Origin of the sequence: Bailinhaonella thermotolerans, assembly GCF_003594875.1 — a bacterium.
Classification (GTDB): Bacteria; Actinomycetota; Actinomycetes; order Streptosporangiales; family Streptosporangiaceae; genus Bailinhaonella; species Bailinhaonella thermotolerans.
Map to the genome: position 1 here is coordinate 113,757 of NZ_QZEY01000005.1, position 20,398 is coordinate 134,154.

The 20,398-nt window shown below is 75.9% G+C and carries 16 protein-coding genes; 10 read left to right on the forward strand and 6 right to left on the reverse strand.

What is annotated here, in order from left to right:
• The first annotated feature begins 93 nt into the window (after window positions 1-93).
• The 5 genes from D5H75_RS15870 (at window position 94) to D5H75_RS15900 (ending at window position 8,867) form a co-directional block, all read left to right on the forward strand.
• A complete protein-coding gene (locus D5H75_RS15870; RefSeq protein ID WP_119927243.1) occupies window positions 94-1,563 on the forward strand; it encodes an aminotransferase class I/II-fold pyridoxal phosphate-dependent enzyme in 1,470 nt (489 codons plus the stop codon).
• An 89-nt stretch (window positions 1,564-1,652) separates the two neighbouring features.
• Window positions 1,653-4,595: an AfsR/SARP family transcriptional regulator gene (locus tag D5H75_RS40885; protein WP_202638204.1), complete on the forward strand. Its 2,943-nt coding sequence runs from the start codon at window positions 1,653-1,655 to the stop codon at window positions 4,593-4,595.
• Window positions 4,596-4,736: 141 nt separating this feature from the next.
• Window positions 4,737-6,446, forward strand: coding sequence for a GMC oxidoreductase (locus D5H75_RS15890; protein WP_147425169.1), 1,710 nt, complete (start codon window positions 4,737-4,739; stop codon window positions 6,444-6,446).
• A gap of 274 nt (window positions 6,447-6,720) precedes the next feature.
• Complete coding sequence (locus D5H75_RS15895) at window positions 6,721-7,374, forward strand: TetR/AcrR family transcriptional regulator (protein ID WP_147425170.1); 654 nt, start codon at window positions 6,721-6,723, stop codon at window positions 7,372-7,374.
• Window positions 7,375-7,679: 305 nt separating this feature from the next.
• Window positions 7,680-8,867: a serine hydrolase domain-containing protein gene (locus D5H75_RS15900; protein ID WP_242454314.1), complete on the forward strand. Its 1,188-nt coding sequence runs from the start codon at window positions 7,680-7,682 to the stop codon at window positions 8,865-8,867.
• Between the two features lie 64 nt (window positions 8,868-8,931).
• Here the strand turns inward: D5H75_RS15900 and D5H75_RS15905 are convergent, their stop codons facing one another.
• On the reverse strand, window positions 8,932-9,918 hold the full coding sequence (locus D5H75_RS15905; protein WP_119927246.1) for an NAD(P)-dependent alcohol dehydrogenase: 987 nt from the start codon (window positions 9,916-9,918) through the stop codon (window positions 8,932-8,934).
• 169 nt (window positions 9,919-10,087) lie between these two features.
• Here D5H75_RS15905 and D5H75_RS44135 point away from each other — a divergent pair, with 169 nt between their 5' ends.
• Entirely contained in the window at window positions 10,088-10,825 is a 738-nt protein-coding gene (locus D5H75_RS44135; RefSeq protein ID WP_119927247.1) for a DUF2306 domain-containing protein, read from the forward strand.
• Here the strand turns inward: D5H75_RS44135 and D5H75_RS15915 are convergent.
• Window positions 10,815-11,546: a response regulator gene (locus tag D5H75_RS15915; RefSeq protein ID WP_277949946.1), complete on the reverse strand. Its 732-nt coding sequence runs from the start codon at window positions 11,544-11,546 to the stop codon at window positions 10,815-10,817. The two genes, D5H75_RS44135 and D5H75_RS15915, sit on opposite strands and share 11 nt — an antisense overlap.
• On the reverse strand, window positions 11,543-12,670 hold the full coding sequence (locus tag D5H75_RS15920) for a sensor histidine kinase (RefSeq protein ID WP_119927248.1): 1,128 nt from the start codon (window positions 12,668-12,670) through the stop codon (window positions 11,543-11,545). Before D5H75_RS15920 ends, D5H75_RS15915 begins: the two co-directional genes overlap by 4 nt.
• Window positions 12,671-12,959: 289 nt before the next feature.
• On the opposite strand from D5H75_RS15920, the gene D5H75_RS15925 reads away from it, so the two are divergent.
• Window positions 12,960-13,727: an SDR family oxidoreductase gene (locus tag D5H75_RS15925; RefSeq protein WP_119927249.1), complete on the forward strand. Its 768-nt coding sequence runs from the start codon at window positions 12,960-12,962 to the stop codon at window positions 13,725-13,727.
• A 102-nt stretch (window positions 13,728-13,829) separates the two neighbouring features.
• Window positions 13,830-14,783, forward strand: coding sequence for an RNA polymerase sigma-70 factor (locus tag D5H75_RS15930; protein WP_119927250.1), 954 nt, complete (start codon window positions 13,830-13,832; stop codon window positions 14,781-14,783).
• A 33-nt stretch (window positions 14,784-14,816) separates the two neighbouring features.
• Here D5H75_RS15930 and D5H75_RS15935 read toward each other — a convergent pair whose 3' ends face one another.
• The 3 genes from D5H75_RS15935 to D5H75_RS15945 all read right to left on the reverse strand — a co-directional run bounded on the left by D5H75_RS15935 (window position 14,817) and on the right by D5H75_RS15945 (window position 17,694).
• Complete coding sequence (locus D5H75_RS15935; RefSeq protein ID WP_119927251.1) at window positions 14,817-15,716, reverse strand: zinc-binding dehydrogenase; 900 nt, start codon at window positions 15,714-15,716, stop codon at window positions 14,817-14,819.
• A 96-nt stretch (window positions 15,717-15,812) separates the two neighbouring features.
• Window positions 15,813-17,231 carry an MFS transporter gene (locus D5H75_RS15940; protein ID WP_119927569.1) on the reverse strand — a complete coding sequence of 473 codons (1,419 nt, stop codon included), beginning with the start codon at window positions 17,229-17,231 and terminating at the stop codon, window positions 15,813-15,815.
• Between the two features lie 100 nt (window positions 17,232-17,331).
• On the reverse strand, window positions 17,332-17,694 hold the full coding sequence (locus tag D5H75_RS15945; protein ID WP_119927252.1) for an ArsR/SmtB family transcription factor: 363 nt from the start codon (window positions 17,692-17,694) through the stop codon (window positions 17,332-17,334).
• A gap of 212 nt (window positions 17,695-17,906) precedes the next feature.
• On the opposite strand from D5H75_RS15945, the gene D5H75_RS15950 reads away from it, so the two are divergent.
• Both D5H75_RS15950 and D5H75_RS15955 read left to right on the forward strand, forming a co-directional pair.
• A complete protein-coding gene (locus D5H75_RS15950; protein WP_202638205.1) occupies window positions 17,907-19,280 on the forward strand; it encodes an alpha/beta hydrolase family protein in 1,374 nt (457 codons plus the stop codon).
• Between the two features lie 209 nt (window positions 19,281-19,489).
• On the forward strand, window positions 19,490-20,317 hold the full coding sequence (locus D5H75_RS15955; protein ID WP_119927254.1) for an NmrA family NAD(P)-binding protein: 828 nt from the start codon (window positions 19,490-19,492) through the stop codon (window positions 20,315-20,317).
• Window positions 20,318-20,398 lie beyond the last annotated feature (81 nt).

Sequence of the window (20,398 nt, forward strand, 5' to 3'; positions counted from 1 at the left end):
CCGTACGCGCGTCGCGCCCATGAGAGAGGGAAGGGGCCGGTGTGGCCGGTGGGGCCCGTGTTTCCAGTCGGAACAGTGGGGCAAAGGCGGCAAATGGACCATTCGGCTGCACCGATCCTGGAAGCACTCAAGGCGTACCACGACAGCGGCCAGATGCCGTTCACCCCGCCGGGCCACAAGCAGGCCCGCGGCGTCGATCCCCGCGTCAGCGCCGTGCTGGGCGCGGACGTCTTCCGCTCCGACGTCCTCGCGGTGAGCGGCCTCGACGACCGCACCTCCTCCGGCGGCGTGCTGGAGCGGGCCGAGCGGCTCATGGCCGACGCGGTCGGCGCCGATCACACGTTCTTCTCCACCTGCGGCAGTTCCCTGTCGGTCAAGGCGGCCATGCTGTCCGTGGCCGGACCGCACGAGAAGCTGGTGATCGGCAGGGATGCCCACAAGTCGGTCGTGGCGGGCCTGATCCTCGCCGGGATCAGCCCGGTGTGGGTGGATCCGCAGTGGGACGAACGCCTGCACCTGGCCCACGCGCCCGCCCCCGAGGCGTTCGCCCGGGCCCTCGACGCGAACCCCGACGCGCGGGGCGTCCTCGTCGTCACCCCCACGCCGTACGGCACCTGCGCCGACCTCGCGGCGCTCGCCGACGTCTGCCACGAACGCGGCAAGCCGCTGATCGTGGACGAGGCCTGGGGCGCCCACCTGCCCTTCCACCCCGGCCTGCCGACCTGGGCCATGGACGCGGGCGCGGACGTGTGCGTCACCAGCATCCACAAGATGGGCTCCGGCCTGGAGCAGAGCTCGGTCTTCCATCTCCGGGGCGACCGCATCGCACCCGAACTGCTCAAGCAGCGCGCCGACCTGTTCAGCACCACCAGCCCGTCCGTGCTGATCTACGCGGCGCTGGACGGCTGGCGCCGCCAGATGGCCGAGCACGGCCGCGCGCTGTTCGACCGGGCGCTGGACCTGGCCGCGACCCTGCGCGCTCGCATCGGGGAGATCGACGGACTGCGGGTGTACGGCCGGGCGGAGCTCTGCGGCGACGGCCTGGCCTTCGACGCCGACCCGCTGCAACTGCTCCTCGACGTCGACGCGCTGGGGACGGGCGGCTATCAGGTGGCCGACTGGCTGCGCGAACAGCACCGGATCAACGTGGGACACTCCGATCACCGCCGGGTCGGGATACAGATCACCCACGCCGACGACGAGGAGACGACGGGCCGGCTGCTGTCCGCGTTGCACGATCTGCGCCGGCGCGCCGGCGAGTTGCCGCCGGCCCATCGGCCGCGCATCCCCGCGCCGTCCGAACTGCGGCTGGACCAGGCCTTGCTGCCCCGCGACGCCTTCTTCGGCCGGGTCGAGCACGTCCCCAGGCAGAAGGCCGCCGGCCGGGTCACCGCCGAGCTGCTCACCCCGTATCCGCCGGGCGTCCCCGCCGCCCTGCCGGGCGAACGCCTGACCGAGAGCGTCCTCGACTACCTCGGCGACGGCGTGGAGGCCGGCATGGTCGTGCCGGACGCCGCCGACCCCTCCCTGGAGACGATCCGGGTGGTCGCCGAAGACGACTGACGGCACCCGCCGTTGTCGGTGGGCGATCGGTCCCGGTTGTGGCACTGTTGTATCCGCATGGCCAGCGACATCCACATACGGGAGCTCGGGTGGAGTTCGATGTGCTGGGCAGGCTGGCCTTCACCGTGGGAGGACGCCGGGTCGAGCCGTCCTCGGGGAAGCGGCGGACCGTGCTGGCCGTACTGCTGAGCAGGGCCAACACCGAGGTGCCCGACGAGATCCTGGCCGAGGCGCTGTGGGGTACGACGCCGCCCCGGTCCTCCACCCTCCGCTGGCACGTGCACCACGTACGGCAGGCGCTGGGCGGCGACCGGCTCACCCGGGGCGCGTACGGCTACGTGCTGACCGTACGCCAGGGGGAGCTGGACTCCGGCAGGTTCGAGCGGCTGTGCGCGGAGGCGGCGGCGGCCCGGGGCCCCGAACGCACGGCCGCGCTGCTGGACGAGGCGCTGGCGCTGTGGCGCGGCCCGGCGTACGCGGACGTCCCCGACGTCGAACCGGTGCGCGCCGAGGCCGCGCGGCTGGGCGAGCTGCGGCTGTCGGCGGCGGAGCGCCGCGCCGAGGCCCTGCTGGACCTGGGGCTCGGTGACCGGGCAGCCGACGAGCTGGCGCCCCTGGTCGCGGCCAACCCGCTGCGGGAACGGCTGCGGGAGCTGCTGATGCGCGCCCTCCACCTCGCCGGGCGCCGGGCCGAGGCCCTGGCCGTCTACCGAGAGGGCCACGCGGTCCTGGCCGAGGAGCTGGGCATCGAGCCCGACCGCCGGCTGCGCGACCTGCACACCGCGATCCTCCACGACCGCGCCACCGGGGAAGCCGGGCACGCCGCCCCCGGCGCGCCCGGGAACGCCGCGCCGCGGAGGATCGCGCTTGGGAACCCCGCGCTTGGGAACCCCGCGTCCGGGCAGGCCGCGTCCGGGAACGGCGTCCGGCGGGACCCCGCGCCGGCCGTACCGCCGGATCCGCGCGGGGCCGCAGGGGAGTGGGGGACGCCGTCGGCGCGGATACGCCCGGCGCAGCTCCCGGCCGACGTGTCCGCGTTCACCGGGAGGGCGCGGGAGCTGGCCGCGCTGGACACGTGTCTGGAGGGGCCGGGTCCCCTGCACCTCGCGGTGATCAGCGGGGTCGGCGGGGTGGGGAAGACCGGGCTGGCCGTGCACTGGGCGCACCGGGTGGCCGGGCGGTTCCCCGACGGGCAGCTCTACGCCCTGCTGGGCCGGTCGCGGCCCGAGGACGTGCTGGAACGCTTCCTCGTCGCGCTCGGCGTGGCCCGGGTGCCCGAGGGTCTCGAGGAGCGCGCCGGGCTGTACCGGAGCATGCTGCGGAACCGGAAGGTGCTGGTGCTGCTGGACGACGCCGAGTCCGCCGCCCAGGTCAGGCCGCTGCTGCCGGGGTCGGGGGGCTGCTGCGTCGTGGTGACCGGGCGGCGCGGGTTCGCCGACCTCGTGGCGGGCGAGGGCGCGCGGCCGATCGCGCTGGGCACGCTGCCGGTGGACGAGGCCGCGGCGCTGATGGCCCGCCTCACCGGCACGGCGGGCGCGGGCCCGGCGGCTCCCGCGGGGCTGACGGAGCTGGCCGAGCTGTGCGACGGGCTGCCGCTCGCGCTGCGCATCGCCGCCGCCCGGCTCGCGACCCGGCCCGGCTGGACCCCCGCGACCCTGGCCGCGCGGCTGACCGAGGAACGGCGGCGGCTCGACGAGCTGCGCGCGGGCGAGCTGGACGTGCGCGCCAGCTTCGCGCTCAGTTACCGGGAGCTGGGCGAGGCCGAGCGGCTGCTGTTCCGCCGCCTCGGGCTGCTGGACGCCTGCGCCGGGTTCGCCCCCTGGGCCGTCGCCGCCCTCCTCGACGTCCCGCTCGGTCACGCCTGTGAGCTGCTCGAACGGCTGGCGTACGCCCAGCTCGTGCAGCCGCTCGGCCCCGACGCGGCCGGCCAGGACCGTTACCGCCTGCACGACCTGGTCCGCCTCTTCGCCGAGGAACTCGTCGCCGCCGACCCGCCCGCGGAGCGGCACGCCGCGCTGGAACGGGTGTACGGCTGCCTGCTCGGCCTCGCCCAGGACGCCTACCTGCGGGAGTACTCCGGCGGCTTCCGCCTCGCGCACGGCGGCGGGGATCTGTGGCGGCTCCCGCCGAAGGACGCGGCCACGCTCCTGGCCGAACCGTTCCTGTGGCTGGACGCCGAGCGCACGGCCCTGGTCTCGGCCGTGCACGGCAGCGCCCGCCTCGGCCTGACCCGGATCTGCTGGGACCTGGCGCTGACCGGCGTGCGCCTGTTCGAGGTCCGCGGCTACCTCGGCGACTGGCGCGCCACCGCGACCATCGGGCTGCGCGCCTGCGAGGAGGCGGGCGACGAGACGGGCGCGGCGCTGATGCGGGCCTCGCTCGGCGCGTGCCACGTCTTCACCGGCCGTCACGGTGAGGCGGGCGAGCTGCTGGAGTCGGCCCTGCCGTACCTCGAAGGCACGATGCGGGCGCTGGCCCTGGGCAGCCTGGCACGCGCGGAGCTGCGCGCCGGGCGCGCCGAGCGGGCCCGGGAGCTGCTGGCCGAGGCCCACCGCCTGGCCATCGCCGGCCGGGACCGGGCGACCGAGGCGGTGCTGCTCATCCTCATCGCCGAGGTCTACGTCACCACCGGCCGGGTGGACTTCGCCGACGCGACGCTGGCCTGGGCCGCCGCGCTCGCCGAGGGCATCCGCAGGCCCGAGGCCCGCGTCACCCTCGTGACCGCCGAGGTCGCCGCCCGTCGCGGGGACCACGAGCGCGCGGCCGTCCTGTACGGCAAGGCCCTGCGCACCACCCGCGACCTGCGCGACCGGCTGCTGGAGTGGCAGTCGCTGTTCGGCCTGGCCGCGACCCTCCGCGCCCTGGGCCGGCCCCGCGAGGCCGCCACCACCCTCGGCCAGGCCCTGGCCCTGGCCGAGGACATGGCCGACGAGACCCGCATCGGCCTGACCAGGGCCGCGGCCGACCCCCCGCCGCAGGACGGCCGCGTACGCCGCGCGGCCCGGGCAGGGCGGAGCGAACGCGGAGAGTAGCGGAATCCGGGGGACGCCGGGCCGCCGATATGCCACGCTGTGACGACACGAGATCGAATGTTTACTCACCGTGTCCGAGGCGCGTCTCGATGCCCGTACGGCGGCGCGCGCCTCCGCGGGATCGGGATTGGGGCGGACGGCATGGGCGACTGCGCGGGCGGAACGGGTACGGCGGCCGGCGGCGGCGGGACGGGTGCGGCGGCGGGCGACGGGACATGCGCGGCGGCGGGCGGCGGAGCGGGCGGCGGCGCGGGCGGGGGGCTGAGCCGCAGGCGGTTCGCGGCGATCGCCGGGACCGCGCTGATCACGGCCCCGCTGGGCGCGCCGGCCCGGGCGGCGGCCGTACGCGAGGAACGGCACCGGGTGGTGATCATCGGGTCGGGGGTCGGCGGGAGCATCGCGGCCTTCCGGTTCGCCCGGGCGGGGATCGAGAACGTGGTGCTGGAGCGCGGGCGGCGGTGGCCGATCAGGCCCGGCGGGGGCACCTTCCCCTCGCTCACCCGGCCCGACCACCGGCTGCTGTGGCTGGACGGCAGGCCGCCGGTCCAGGCGCTCGACCACCTGCCGCTGCTCTCACCGCTGATCCGGACCGCGACCGCCGCGCTGCCGAGGTACCCCGGCCTGCTGGAGGTCCTGGTCGCCGACACCCTGGTCATCCTCTGCTCGGCGGGAGTCGGCGGCACCACCCTGTCGTACGCCGGGATGCTGCCGCAGCCCCGGCCCGAGGTGTTCCACCGGGTGTTCGGGGGCTCGCTCGACTACGGCGAGCTGGACCGCACCTACTACCCCCGCGCCCGCCGCCGGATGCGCGCGACGCCGTTCCCCGACGACGTCCTGCGCCACACGCGGTACCGCTCCGACCGCCTCTTCGGGGAGGCGGCCAGGGCGGCGGGGCTGGACGTCGAGCGCCTGGACCTCGGCTTCGACTTCGACGTCATCCGCGCCGAGCTGGACGGCCGGGTCAAGCCCTCGGCAAGCGTCGGCGACTACCTGCTGACGGGCTGCGACAGCGGCGCCAAGACCAGCATGGACCGCACCTACCTGGCCCGCGCCGAGGCGACGGGCAGGACGAAGGTCCGGCCGCTGCACCGCGTCACCGCGATCGCCGCGAACCGCGACGGGACGTTCCGCGTGAGCGCCGACCGCCTGGACCTCGCCGGCCGGGTCGTGGAGCGCGCCGTTCTGACCTGCGACAAGCTCGTCATGGCCGCTGGGGCGGTGCACACCCCGCGCCTTCTGGTGACCGCCCGCGACACCGGCGCCCTCCCCCGGCTCAACGAGCACGTCGGCGGCGACTGGGGCACCAACGGCGACCAGGCGCCCACGATCAAGACCCTGCTCGCGGGCACCGGAGCGCCGCAGGGCGGCCCGCCCGCCTTCATCGCCCGCAACGCCGACGCGACCGCCTCGATCGAGAACGTCCCCCTCCCCCTCCCCGTGGACGCCGGCGCCATGCTCTGCCTCGGCATGGGCCTCCCCGACCGCCTCGGCCGCTGGCACCACGACGCGGCGAACGGCCGGGCGCGGCTGGCGTGGACCCCGGGCAGCGACGCCACCGCCGGCCGGGAGACGGGCCGCCTGGCCGCCCGCACCGCGCGGCACATCCCCGGCGGCGGCGTCGTGGTCAACCCCTCCGCGGTGTACGCCATCACGGCCCACCCGCTGGGCGGCGCCGTCCTGGGCCGGGCGACCGACCCGTACGGCCGCCTCCACGGCTACCGGGGCCTCTACTGCCTGGACGGCGCCCTGATGCCCGGCAGCACCGCCGCGGTCAACCCGGCCCTCACCATCGCCGCCGTGGCCGAGCGCTGCCTGGACCACATCCTCCGCCACGACTTCCCCACCGCCTGAATTCCCCCACCGCCTGAATTCCCCCACCGCCTGAATTCCCCCACCGCCCGGCTTCCCCGCCGCCTGGGTTCCCCGCCGCCTGGGTTCCCCGCCGCCTGGGTTCCCCGCCGACCGAAATTCCGGCCCTTCCCCCGAGGCCCCGGCCGCCGCCGTACGGCGAGCGCCGGGGCCTTCGCCGTACTCGGCGGCCGGTTCGCCACGGGCGTCCCTCTTGCCCGGTTTCATCATCTGTGGTGTCATCAGCGATGACACCACTGTTGTTAAGGAGGCGTCCGTGGGCGGGAAGCGGCTGTCGCGGGAACTGATCGTGGACGCCGCCGTGCGGGTGGCGGCGCGCGGGGAGCCCGACGGGCTGACCGGGCGGGCCCTGGGTGAGGAACTGGGGGCGGACCGGTCGGCGGTGTGGCGGCACTTCCCCGACCGGGACGCGCTGCTGCTCGCGGTCGGGGACCGGCTGCTGGAGATGGCGGCGGCGCGGGTCCCGGCGGGGCTCGGCCCCAGGGAGCGGCTCCAGGCGCTGGCCCGCGGCGTGGTGGACGTCTACGTGGCGCACCCCTACGTGGGGACGGCGGTCGCGTGCCGGATGACGCGCGGGCCCGGCGAGTTCGCCGTGGTGGAGATGATGCTGACCGCGCTGGAGGAGATCGGGCTGCGGGGCGAGTCCGTCGCCCGGCACCAGCGGATGCTGGCCGAGGCGGTCCTGTCGTTCGCGGGGACGCGCGCGGGCTACGCCGTACTGCCTCCGCACGTGCGCCAGGGCGACCAGCAGGCGTGGGCGGGCGCCTACGCGACGCTGCCGGCCGACCGTTACCCGGCGATCGCCGCGCACCTGCCGCACCTGGCCGGCCAGGACGAGGACGAGGTGCTCACCGGGCTACTGCACGCGCTCTGGCTCTCGGTCGCAGCCGCCGTCGAGTCCGGCGGCTGACGCGTCGCGGCCACCGGCCTCGTGCCGCGGCGAGGCCCACGACTCCCGGGACGGGCGGTCACGGCGTCCGATCCGGCCCTCAGGTCCCGGTCACATCCCCTCACCACACGGAGCCTCCCATCATGGTTTCCCAGCACGACCGCCCGGCGCCCTCCTCCGGCCCCGGCGACCCCGAAGACCCCGGCACACCCCCCGGATCCCGCACGCCCGCCGGCCCCGGCACACCCGCTGAGCCCGGCGCACCCGCTGAGCCCGGCCCGGCCGCCGCGTCCGGGCCGGCCGCTGAGCCCGGCGCGTCCGCCGCCGTGGCATCCGGCGGAGCCGCGAGGGCGGGCCGGGGACGCCGCGTCGCGCGCCGCGCGCTGATCGCCGTGCCGACGGCGCTCGTGGTCCTGGCCGGCGTCGCCTACGCCGGCACCGAGATCATGGACGTTCCGCCGCCGCACACCCTCTACCGGGTGCAGACCACCGTGCCGTCGCGGTGGGGCGACCTGTTCCCCGCGCGTCCCGTGGCCGCGCCCGCCCGGGCCGTACCGCTCACCGCGGATCCCCGGCCCGTCCCGGCGGCCGTCCCGTGGAAGGGGGGACGGATCCCCTTCGCCCGGTTCCTCGGCGACACCCACACCAACGCCTTCCTCATCCTGCGCGACGGCCGGATCGGCTACGAGTGGTACGCCGAGGGGATCACGGCGGGGACGCGCCTGTCGTCGTGGTCGATGGCCAAGTCCCTGGTCTCCCTGCTCGTCGGCCAGGCCATCGGCCGGGGCGAGCTGTCCGAGGACGACCGGCTGACCGACCTGCTGCCCGAGTTCAGGACCGGCGGCGAGTACGACAGGATCACCGTGCGGGACCTGCTCGACATGGCCTCCGGCGTGGACGTGTGGGAGAACTACAACCCGTACTGGCCCTTCACCGGCACCGCCCGCATGTACCTCACCCGCGACCTGCCCGGCTTCGTCAAGGACAACCGGAAGGTCGCCTACACCCCCGGCAGCAGGGCCACCTACCGCAGCGTGGACACCCAGATCCTGGGGCTCATCCTCACGAAGGTGACCGGCCGCCCGCTGGCCGACCTGCTCGCCGAGCGGATCTGGGGGCCCGTCGGGGCCGAGCGGCCCGCCACCTGGAACCTCGACGACACCGGCGGCACCGAGAAGGCGTACTGCTGCGTCAACGCCACCGCCAGGGACTACGCCCGCATCGGCCGGCTCGTCCTGGACAACGGGCGGGTGGGCGACCGCCAGGTCATCCCCCCGGCCTGGATCACCCGCATCGCCACCCCCGCCCCCCACAAGCTGGGCACCTCGGGGTACTCCGCCCAGTGGTGGCACCCGGCCGGCGGCACCGGCGACTACTCCGCCCTCGGCATCCACGGCCAGTACATCTACGTGAACCCGGCGACCCGGACGGTCATCGTCAAGCTCAGCGACCACGGCACCGAGCAGGACGAGCAGGAGACCTTCGAGGTCCTGCGCGCCCTCTCCCGCACCTGACCCCGCCGCCGGGCCGGGCTCACGCCGTACGGCGAGCCGCGTGGCCGGACGGCGGAGGGCGGCGTCAGACCGTGACGACGACCTTGCCGCGGGCGCGGCCCCGTTCCTGGTAGGCGACGGCGGCCGGGATCTCCGCGAACGGGTAACGGCGGTCGATGACCGGGGTGACGCGGCCGTCCTCGATGAGCTCGGTCAGCGCCCTCAGGTTCCGCCCGGCGTCCGGGGCGCCGAGCACGTCGGCCACCGCGAGCCGCTGCGGCACGAACCGCGCGAGCGCGGTGGTCGCGATCACGTGACCGACCGGGGACAGCCAGCGCCCGCCCGGCCCGCCGACGAAGACGTAGGCGCCCTCGCGGGTCAGGACCCGGCGGCAGGCGCGCAGGGGGTGGCCCCCGGCGATGTCCACCAGCAGGTCGTAGCGCCGGCCCAGTCGCGTGAAGTCCGTTCTCGTGTAGTCGATCACCTCGTCCGCGCCGAGCGAGCGGACCAGATCGGCGTTCCTGGGGCCGCAGACGCCGGTGACCTCCGCGCCGAACGCCCTGGCGAGCTGCACGGCGAACGTGCCCACCCCGCCCGACGCCCCGTTGACGAGGACCGCCTGCCCCGGCCGCACCCGCCCCGCGTCGCGCACGGCCAGCAGGGCGGTGAGGCCGGCCAGCGGCACCGCCGCCGCCTCCTCGAACGACAGGTTCGCGGGCTTGGGCGCCAGGTCGCTCTCGCGGACCCGCACGTATTCGGCGAAGCCGCCGCCCCCGGGCATCGCGTACACCGCGTCGCCGGGGCGGAAGGCGGTCACGGCCTTCCCGACCGCCTCGACCTCGCCCGCCGCGTCGCCGCCCAGGACGCGCAGCCGCGGCGCGCGCAGCCCGAGCGCCCCCGGCATCAGCCGGGCCACGTACGGCTGACCGCGCATGAGGTGCCAGTCGAAGGGCTGGACGGAGGTGGCGCGGACCCGGACGAGGACCTCGTCGTCACCGGGGACCGGATCGGCGACGTCGGCGAGTTCGAGGGCGTCGGGCGGACCGTACGAGCGCAGGACGAACGCTTTCATCGCGTCCTCCTCATCGGTTCGGGGACTCGGGCGCTGTACGGCAGTGTGCGCGCGCCCCGGCCGGTCGTTCTACGGCCGAAAGTACGACGCCCTCCCCGGCCGATCGGGCCATCGGAACCGGGCCGGTCCGCCGATGAGCCGCGCCCGTCCCGGCCGCGACGATCGGGGCATGACCGACGCGAGTCCGCCGAGCCGCCGCCTTCCCGCCCCCCGCCTTCCTCCCGCCCGCCTTCCTCCCGCCCGCCGCGCGCCCCGCCGGGCGGCCGGGATCCTCGTTCCCGCCGGGTTGCTCGCGCTCACCGCCGTTCCCGTCGTCGCCGGCGCCCTGCGCCTGAGCGAGCTCGCCGGCGGCGCGGCGGTCCTGCCCGCGGACGCCCGGTTCTCGCCCGCGCCCCCGTCCCTGGTGCTCCACATCGTCACGGCGATCGTGTACGGCGTGGCGGGGGCGTTCCAGTTCGCGCCGGGGATACGCCGCCGCGCGCCCGGTACGCACCGCGCCCTCGGGCGGGTCCTGGTGCCGTGCGGGCTCGCCGTGGCGCTCTCGGGCCTGTGGCTGACCTGGTTCCACCCGCGTCCGGAAGGCGACGAGCTCCTCGCCGTCTTCCGGTTCGGGTTCGGCTCGGCCATGGCCTTGTCCCTCGTCCTCGGCCTGGCCGCGATCCGGCGGCGGGACGTCGCGCGGCACCGCGCCTGGATGGCCCGGGGCTACGCGATCGGCCTGGGCGCGGGCACGCAGGCGCTGACGCAGATCCCGGCGCTCCTGCTCCCCGGCCCGCCCGGCGAGACGACCCGGGCGCTGCTCCTCGCCGCCGGCTGGGTGATCAACCTGGCCGTGGCGGAGTGGTTCATCCGCACGCGGGCCGCCGTGCCGGGGGCGGCGCGCCGTACCGAACCGGTCAGCTCCTGACGCGGTTGGTCTCGTAGGCCCACATGGCGATCTCGACCCGGTTCCGGGCGTCCAGCTTGGTCATGAGGCTGGCGATGTGGGACTTCACGGTGCTGAGGGAGATGTGCAGCTCGTCGGCGATCTCGCCGTTGGTGCGGCCGCGCGCCACGGCGGCCAGGATCTCCTCCTCCCTGGCCGTGAGCGGCTCGGCGGGGCGCGCCGACGGGGAGGCGGGACCGGCGTGCGCGAAGGCCCCGAGCAGGCGCGCGGTGACGCTCGGGGCGATGAGCGCGTCGCCTCTGGCCGCGGCGTGGACGGCCTGGGAGAGCAGCTCCGAGCCGGCGTTCTTGAGCAGGAAGCCCCGCGCGCCCGCCCGGAGCGCGGCGTAGACGTATTCGTCGAGGTCGAACGTGGTGATCACGACGACGGCCAGGGGGTCGGCGACGTCCGGGCCGGCGAGGCGGCGCGTGGCCTCGATGCCGTCGAGGCCGGGCATGCGGATGTCGAACAGGCACACGTCGGGTCGCAGCCGCCGCGCGAGCTCGACGGCCCGCCTCCCGTCGGCCGCCTGCCCGACGACCTCGATGTCCGGCTGGGCGTCCAGGATCATCGCGAGCCCGGTCCGCACGATCTCCTGGTCGTCGGCGACGAGGACGCTGACGCTCCCGCCGCCGGCCGTACCGTCCGGGTGGGCGCTCCCGCCTTCGCCGGCCGTGCCGGCGTCCGGGTGGTGGGCGCTCACGCCGCCGCCCCGGCCCGGGGGAGGACGGCGGTGACGGTCCAGCCGCGCTCGGGGTCCGGGCCCGCCGTGCAGCTCCCGCCGAGCAGGCCGGCGCGCTCGATCATGCCGAGGAGCCCGTAACCCGGTGTCACGGCCGAGGCGGTCTCGCCGTCGTCGCGGACGCGCACGCGGACGGAGTCGTCGTCGGCGGTGACGCGGACCTCGATGCGGGTGGCGTGGCGGGCGTGCCGCCGGGCGTTGGTGACGGCCTCCTGGGCGATGCGGTAGATCGCGGCCCCGACCTGCGGGGGGAGCCCGTCGAGGCCGTCGGGGACCTCGACCTCGACAGCCGGCCCCGCCCGGCCCCGGCTCGCGAGCCCCGCCAGGTCGGCGACCCCCCGTCCCGGCGCGAGGTCGGCGGGTTCGTTCCGGCGCAGGACGCGGACCATGGCGCGCATCTCGTCGAGGGCGCGCGCCGCCTCGGCCTCGATCAGGCGGAGCGCCTCGGTCGCCGCGTCGGGCCGCGTCGCCGCGGTCGCCAGCCCCGCCTGGGCGCGGATCGCCATCGCCGAGACGTGGTGGGCGACGGTGTCGTGCAGCTCGCGGGCGAGCTGTTCGCGTTCGAGCAGCTTGATCTGGTCGAGCTCGCGGGTGCGCGCCTTGGCCCGGTACCGGAAGGCCCAGCCCAGCGCGAAGGACGCGCAGACGACCGCAGCCGAGCCGACCAGGTCGGAGGGGGTGGTGCCGCGGTAGGCGGCCGACAGGCCGATCGCGGCGACGATGATCCCCAGCCCCGCCACCGTCTCGCGGCCGGACCCCCAGCGGAACAGCGAGTACGGCAGGAGCAGCAGGTACACCAGGGAGTACATCTCCAGCGGCTGGCCGATCAGCCACTGGGCCAGGGCCGAGACGCCGAAGCAGATCGCGACCAGCAGCAGCGGCCGGGACCGCCGCCACAGCAGGGTCGGCACGAGCCCCACCGCGACGACCGTCGAGACGGCCCGCCAGGGAAGGTCCGGCCGCAGCACCCCTTCGAGCACGGTGACGGGCACGAGGGTCCCCACGAGCGCCCAATCCCGCCACCCCGGCCCCGGCGGGCTCGGAGGCCGGGGCTCGTCCCACACGGAGCGCAGAAGGCCGTGCACCCCCTCATGGTACGGCTCCCGCCCCGAATGCCCCCATATGACGACCTGGAACGACAGCGCGGATCAGTCGCCGGCGGGGAGCCGCGCCGCGCCCGGGGAAAGACGCCCCGCGACCCCCCGCCGAGCTCCGCGACCCACCCTCGCCGGCGCGTAGCCCCGCCCGCCGTACGGGGGCGGCGGAGATTTCTTGGGATTCTTCCGGTTCTCGTGTCACAGGGGGCGGGGCTGTCTCGTCTCGGGCACTGACGACGGGTTCTGAGCGAACCGTCCTGACGATGAGGAGCCGGAGATGGAAGAGCGGACCGCGCAGCAGAGGGTCGCACTGGTCAGCGGGGCGAACAAGGGGATCGGGCGGGCGGTCGCCGAGCGGCTGGGCGCGCTGGGCATGACGGTGCTGGTCGGCGCGAGGGACGCCGGGCGCGGCGAGGAGGCCGCCCGGGAGCTGCGCGCGGCGGGCCACGACGCGCACGCGATCACCCTGGACGTCACCGCCGAGGACACCGTCCGAGCGGCGGCCGCGACGGTCGAGGAGCGCTTCGGCCGCCTCGACGTGCTGGTCAACAACGCGGGCATCACCGGCTCCGGGCGGGTCTCGCCCGAGAAGGCCACCGACCAGATCCCCAGCGCCGTGCCGCTGGACATGGTCCGGGCGGTGTTCGAGACCAACGTCTTCGGGGTGATCGCGCTGACCAACGCCATGCTGCCGCTGCTGCGCCGGTCGCCGGCGGCGCGCATCGTCAACGTCAGCAGCCACGCGGCCTCGCTGACCCTGACCAGCGACCCGGACGGCCCCTTCTCGGCCCTGCTGCCCTCGGCCGCCTACACGCCGTCCAAGGCCGTCCTCAACGCCCTGACCGTGCAGTACGCCAACGAGCTGCGCGAGGACGGGATCCTCGTCAACGCCGCCGCGCCCGGCTACGTCGACACCGACATCAACGACCACAACGGGTTCCTCACCCCCGCCGAGGGCGCCGCGGTCATCGTCCGCCTGGCCACCCTCGGCCCGGGCGGCCCCACCGCCGGGTTCTTCGCCGAGGACGGCCCGCTCCCCTGGTGAAGCCGTACGGATGATCGCGGCGGCGGGCGGTGTTCACGGTTGAACGGGGTTCGCGCTCGTCGCCGGAGTGGCGGGGACGAGGTCTGGACGGGGAGGAAGACGATGGCCGCCGAGGGGGCGCCCGAAGCCGGCGCGAGCCGTGCCGGCGAGTTCCAGGAACTGCGATCGCTGCTGTTCGCGATCGCCTACCGGATCCTGGGGAGTGTGAGCGAGGCCGAGGACGCGGTCCAGGAGACCTGGCTGCGGTACCAGGCCACCGCGACCGAGCCCCGCTCGGCCAAGGCGTTCCTGTCGGCGACCGTGACCCGGATCTCGATCGACGTGCTGCGCTCGGCCCGCGTCCGGCGCGAGGAGTACCCCGGGCCGTGGCTGCCCGAGCCGCTGCTCGCCGACCCGTACGCGGACCCGGCGCGCGCGGCCGAGCTGGCCGACTCGCTGTCCACGGCGGCGCTGCTGCTGCTGGAACGGCTCAGCCCGCTGGAGCGGGCGGTGTTCGTGCTGCGGGAGGTGTTCGACTTCGGCTTCCCCGAGATCGCCTCGGCCGTGGGGCGCTCGGAGGCGGCCGTCCGCCAGCTCGTGGTGCGGGCACGCCGTCACATGGACGCCGGGCGGCCCCGCTTCGAGGCCGGCCGGGCCGAGCGGGACGAGCTGGCCGGGCGGTTCCTGGACGCCTTCCGGGACGGGGACGTCGACGGGCTGACCGCGCTGCTGGCCGCCGACGTCCAGCTCGTCGGCGACAGCGGGGGCCGGGCCCCCCGGTGGGCCGAGCGCTTCGTGGGCGCCGAGAACGTGGGCCGCGTGCTCGCCGACCTCCTCGCGCTCTTCGCCCGGATCGACGGGACGCTGGAGCCGCGCCAGGTGAACGGCCGGCCCGGCGCGGTCTTCCGGGACCGGGACGGCAAGGTCCTCAACACCTGGACGCTCGACATCCGCGACGGGCGGGTCCAGACCATCCACACGGTGAACAATCCCGACAAGCTCCGCCACCTGGGCCCGGTGGGGGACGCCTGGGCCACCCTGCGCGAGGCGACCTCGGCGGCCCGCCCCACGGACTGAGCCTCGCGCGAGCCGTACGGCCGCCGCCGCGTGTCACAGGTCGAGGACGGCCTTTCCGGGGACGCGGCGGGAGAGGAGGGCGTCGGCGGCCTCCACGGCCTTGTCCCAGGGGCCGCGCCAGCCGACCTGCGCGTCCAGCTCGCCCGCGGCCAGCAGTTCGAGCAGGTGCGCGAGGTCGCCGCCGAAGGGGGTCGCGACGTTGAAGTTCTCGATCCGGCCCCGGGCGGACCGCGTGCCCGCCAGCTCGAAGTCGATGAGCGTGGCCTCGCGGGCGGCGCGGCCGATGGCCATCACCACGCCGTCGTCCTCCAGCCGGTAGAACGCCTCCGCGAGCTGCCGCCCGCCCACGTGGTCCAGCACGCCGTACACCCGCCCCGCCAGGTTCTCCGGGCCGAAGACGACCTCCGAGGCGCCCAGCTCGCGCAGCCCCTCGGCGCGGGCGGGGCCGCCGACCGAGGCGACGACGTGCGCGCCCGCGCGGGCGGCGAGCTGTACGGCGTAGCGGCCGGCGCCGCCGGACGCCCCGGTGACCAGGACGCGGCGGCCCGTGACCGGGCCGAGCCTGCGGACGGCCTGCAGCGCGGTGACCCCGGCGACCGGCAGCGCGGCGGCCAGGCCCAGATCGACGGAGTCGGGGACGACGGCCAGCTCGGAGGTGTCCACGGCGCGCAGCTCCGCCCAGGCCCCCGACCAACCGAAGGTGACCACGCGGGTCCCGGCGGCGGGCCCCGAGCCGTCGGCGGCGGCCCGGACGACCACCCCGGCGGCGTCCCACCCCGGCACGTGGCCGGGCCGGGGCGTCGCGCTGCGGTAGGCGATCTCGCCGAAGTTGAGCGAGAAGGCCGCCACCCGGATCAGCGCCTGGGAGGGCGCGGGGACCGGGTCGGGCACGTCGGCGAAGGAGAGGTCCGGGTTGAAGGTCAGCGCTCGCATCGTCACTCCTGGGATGAAGGGTTGTGGGACGACCCTGACGGACCGCGCGCACGACCGGCCGACGGTTTTCGCACGGCCGCGCCGGGCCCCGCCGGCTCACGCGGCCAGGCCGTGCCGCTCGTCGTCGCGCGGGCGGGTGATCGTACGGACCGGCGCGACGGTGGCGGGAGCAGACGGGACCGCGGAAGCGGAAGCGGAAGTGGAAGCGGAAGCGGAAGCGGAAGCGGGAGCGGAAGCGGGAGCGGAAGCGGGAGCGGAAGCGGGAGCGAAAGCGGAAGCGGGAGCGGCGGGAGCGGGTACGGCGGCGGCCGGGGCCTGCGCGGCGGCCGGCCACAGGACGCGGGCCGTGATGCCGGCCACGAGGGCGAACGCGGTGAGCACGGCGGCGGTCACGGTCATCCCGGCGGTGGTGGCGAGCCAGCCCGCGAGGGGGTAGGTGACCAGCCAGGCCGCGTGGGAGAGGGAGAACTGCGCCGCGAAGGCCGCCGCCAGGTCGGCCGGCCGCACCGAGCCGCGGATCAGCCGGCCGGTCGGGGTGAGCGCGGCGGACGTGGCGGCGCCCAGGAGGGCCCAGGTGATCAGCAGCACCGGCCAGGACAGGACCCCCGCCGCCACCACGGCGGTGAAGGCGGCCAGGGCCAGGGCGAGCACGGCGGCCGCGGGCAGCATCACCGCGCGGTCCCCGAGCCGGTCGAGCACCCGGGGCAACAGCAGGGCCACGGCCATCGACCCGGCCCCGAACGCGCCGAGCGCGATCGAGACGTCGCCCGCCGTACGCCCCAGGTGGTCGCGGACCAGGACGACGGTGTTGACGATGACCAGGGAGCCCGCCGCCGCCACGCTCATGTTCAGGGCGAGCAGGGCGCGCAGCCCCGCCCGCCTCCCGAAGAGCCGGGCGCCGTAGGTGGTCCTGGCGAGGACGCCGCCGCTTCGCCGTACGGCCGCCGGCCGGGGCAGGAGGACCGACACGACGAGCGCGGCCGAGGCCAGGAAGCCGACCACGGTGCCGAAGAACAGCCAGTTGTAGCTGATCAGGGTCAGCAGCCCGGCCGCGAGGACGGGGCTGAACAGGCTCTCCAGGTCGTAGGCGAGCCGGGACAGCGACAGCGCGCGGGTGTAGTCGCGCTCGGCCGGGAGCACCTCGGGGATGGTGGCCTGGAAGGTCGGGGTGAAGGTCGCCGACGCGGCCTGGAGGAGGAAGATCAGCACGTAGATCTGCCAGACCTCGGTGACGAACGGCAGCGCCAGGGCGACGCCGCCGCGGATGAGATCGGCGGCCACCATGAGGGTCCGGCGCGGGATCCGGGTGGCGTAGGCGCCGACCAGCGGCGCGATGCCGACGTAGGCCACCATCTTGATGGCCAGCGCGGTGCCGAGTACGGCGGAGGTGCCGCCCCCCGCGAGGTCGTAGGCGAGCAGGCTGAGCGCCACGGTGGCCAGCCCGGTGCCGACCAGGGCGATGGCCTGCGCCGCGAACAGGTGCCGGTAGGTGCGATCGCGTAGTACGGACAACATCACTCCGCCCTCCCAGGCCGGTCACCGGCCTTTGGTTCTCATGTGCGCATTTGCGCACATGTTAACCAGAGGGGGATGCGGAGAAATTCCCGCCCCGGGATCAGGAGTGCCAGGGCTCCCCGGTGACCTTGTGGTCGGCGTGGTTCAGCGCCTCCGCCACGAGCCCGCGCAGGTGCCCGTCGCGCAGGGAGTAGACCGCCCGGCGGCCGTCCCTCCTGGACTGGACCAGGTTCGCCAGCCGCAGTTTGGCCAGGTGCTGGCTGACGGCCGGGCGCGCCGCGCCGCTGGCCTCGGCGAGCTCGGTGACGTCCGCCTCGCCTTCGGACAGCAGCCAGAGCAGGTGCAGCCGCGTGGGATCGGACAGCAGCGCGAACACCGCGCTGGCCTGCTCCAACTGCTCCCGGTCCGGGACCCGCTCGTGCCGGTGGACGGCCGAGGACGACGTCTCCCCACGCTCTGACATGCGGCCATCGTATGGCCGCCGGCCGCCCCGGCCCCGCTCCCGCCCGTCCGTCGCGCGAGTGAGCCGCCGCGTCTCCCCAGGTCAGCGCTCCGCCCTGGCGGCGAGGCGCTCCGCCGTACGGGGGAGAGGGGTGACCGCCCGCGCGGGCGATGTGGGGCGCGGGCGGTTCGCGGAGACTCCTCGGTGTCTTTCCGCGACACCTGGAGAACACGATGAGGACGATCCTGGGCGCGCTGGCGCTCACCGCCGCCCTGCTCCCGGCCCCCGCGGCCACGGCGGCGGCCGAGCCGCAGGCCCCATCGCCGGGCCCGCCCCCGGTCGCGCCGGCGGTGGTGACGCACGACGTCGCCTTCACCACGGGTGACGGGCAGCGGCTCGGCGGGCGGATCTTCGTGCCGCCGGGGGCGCGGGGCCGGCTGCCTGGGCTGCTGCTGATCCACGGGTCGGGCAAGGGCAGGCCCTGGCGGGCGCTGGAGACCGAGGCCGTGGAGTTCGCGCGGCAGGGGATGGTGGTCCTCGCGCCGGACAAGCGCGCCGCCGGGTACAGCAAGACGCGGCGGGACTTCGGCCAACTGGCCGACGACGCGCTGCGGGCGTTCGCCGTGCTGCGCGCCCGCCCCGAGGTGGACCCCGCCAAGGCCGGCGTCTGGGGGCTCAGCGAGGGCGGCTGGGTCGCGCCGATCGCGGCCGCGCGGTCCGCCGACGTCAAGTTCCTGATCACCGTGGGCGGGCCGGGGTTCGGGGCGCTGCGGACGCAGGCGTGGAACATGGTCAACAAGCTCGACCGGGCCGGGATCGAGGGATCGGTCAGGTCCGTGCTCGGCCGCGAGCTCTACCGGCTCACCAGCGACGCCGGCCTCTTCCCCGGCGACCGCGCCGACGCGGCGGGCACCCTGCGGCGGGTCCGGCAGCCCGTCCTGGCCATCTGGGGCGACCGGGACGACCAGGTCCCTCCCGCCGAGAGCGCCGAGGTCTTCCGGGCGAACGTCCCGGGCTCCCTCACCGTCAGGTTCCTCGGCGGGGGTCACACCCTGTGGGTCTCCGGCCGGGACAAGGCCGACGCGCTGGCCCCGGGATACGCGTCCACGGTCGGGGGCTGGGTGCGGGACGTCACCGCGGGGCGCGTGCCGCCGTCCAGCGCCGGCGCCGCCCCCGCGCAGCGCTCCCTCAGCCGCGACCTGCCGCCCTCAGCCTGGTGGGAGGGGTGGCGGGCGCAGCTCGCCGCCGCGGCCCTCCTGGTCGGCGTCTTCGCCGGATACCTGGTCACCGGGCTGCGCCGGCGCGCCGTCCCGTCGCGGGCCGGCCGCGCGTTCGCCGTACTCGGCCTCGTCACCGTGCCCGGCACCCTCCTCGGCGCCTTCCAGATGATCGGCGCCGCGAACGGCCGGGGCATCGACCTCGGCCCCCTCCTCGCCGGCCGTCCCGTCGTCTGGGTCGTCCTGCAGGTCCTCGCCCTGGCCACGGTGGTCGCGGGCGTCGTCCTCGCCCGCCGCTGGAAGGCCCTCCCGCTCCGGCAGCGCGTCCTGGCCGCGGGCGGCGCGCTCTTCCTCCCCTGGGCCCTCCACTGGGGCCTGCTCCTCCCCTGAGTGCCGCCGAGAGCCGCCGCTCGCCGTACGGCCGCCGCCCGGGGCTCCGGATGAACCTGCGCATCTCATGACAAATGCACTTGTGCGGCGTGCCGGGCCGGGATGGAATTCATGATCTTCGGGGGCTGTCGCCTCCGGGAGGCGAGGCGGAGACGGCGGCGCGCGGCGATGGGCCCGCCCGGGTCCGCCCGAGAGATCCAGGAGTGGCGATGTACCTGATCACCGGTGCCACCGGCAACGTCGGCGGGGAGCTGACCCGGGCGCTGATCGCGGCGGGCGAACCCGTCCGCGCGCTGGTCCGCAGGGCCGGCGCGGCCGTCCCGGAGGGCGCCGAGCCCGTCGTCGGCGACCTCAACCGGCCGGAGAGCCTGACCGGCGCGCTCCGGGGCGTGCGCGGGATCTTCCTGCTGCCCGGCTACGACGACATGCCGGGCATGCTGGCCAGGGCCGGGGAGGCGGGCGTGCGGCACGTGGTGCTGCTGTCGGGCGGTTCGGCCGCGCTGGAGGACATGGGCAACGCCGTCTCCCGGTACATGACGCTGTCCGAGCGCGCCGTGCGGGCGTCGGGGCTGGCGTGGACGTTCCTGCGAGCCCGGGCGTTCATGTCCAACGCGCTGCGCTGGCTGCCGCAACTGCGCGAGGGGGACGTGGTCCGCGTCCCGTTCCCCGGCGTGCGGGCGGCCTGCGTCGACCCCTTCGACATCGCGGCCGTGGCGGCGCGGGCGCTGACCGGCGACGGCCACGACGGGCGCGTCCACGAGCTGACCGGCCCCGAGTCGCTGCTGCCCGCCGAGCAGGTCGCCGTGCTGGCCCGCGTCCTCGGCCGGGACCTGCGCTTCGTTGGCCTGTCGGACGAGGAGGCCCGCGCCTACCTGGAGGCGCGGATGCCGCGCGAGTACGTGGACGCCTTCTTCGGCTTCAACGTGGACGGCACCCTCGACGAGTCCCGCGTCCACCCCGACGTCGAGCGGATCCTGGGCCGCCCCGCCCGCACCTTCGACCAGTGGGCGACCACCCACGCCACCGCCTTCGCCTGAACCCCCGCCCCCGGCGGCGGGGGGTTGCACCGCGGGTTGAGGGTTGGCGGCGGCCCGCGCAGGAGACGGCGGCGAAAGTCT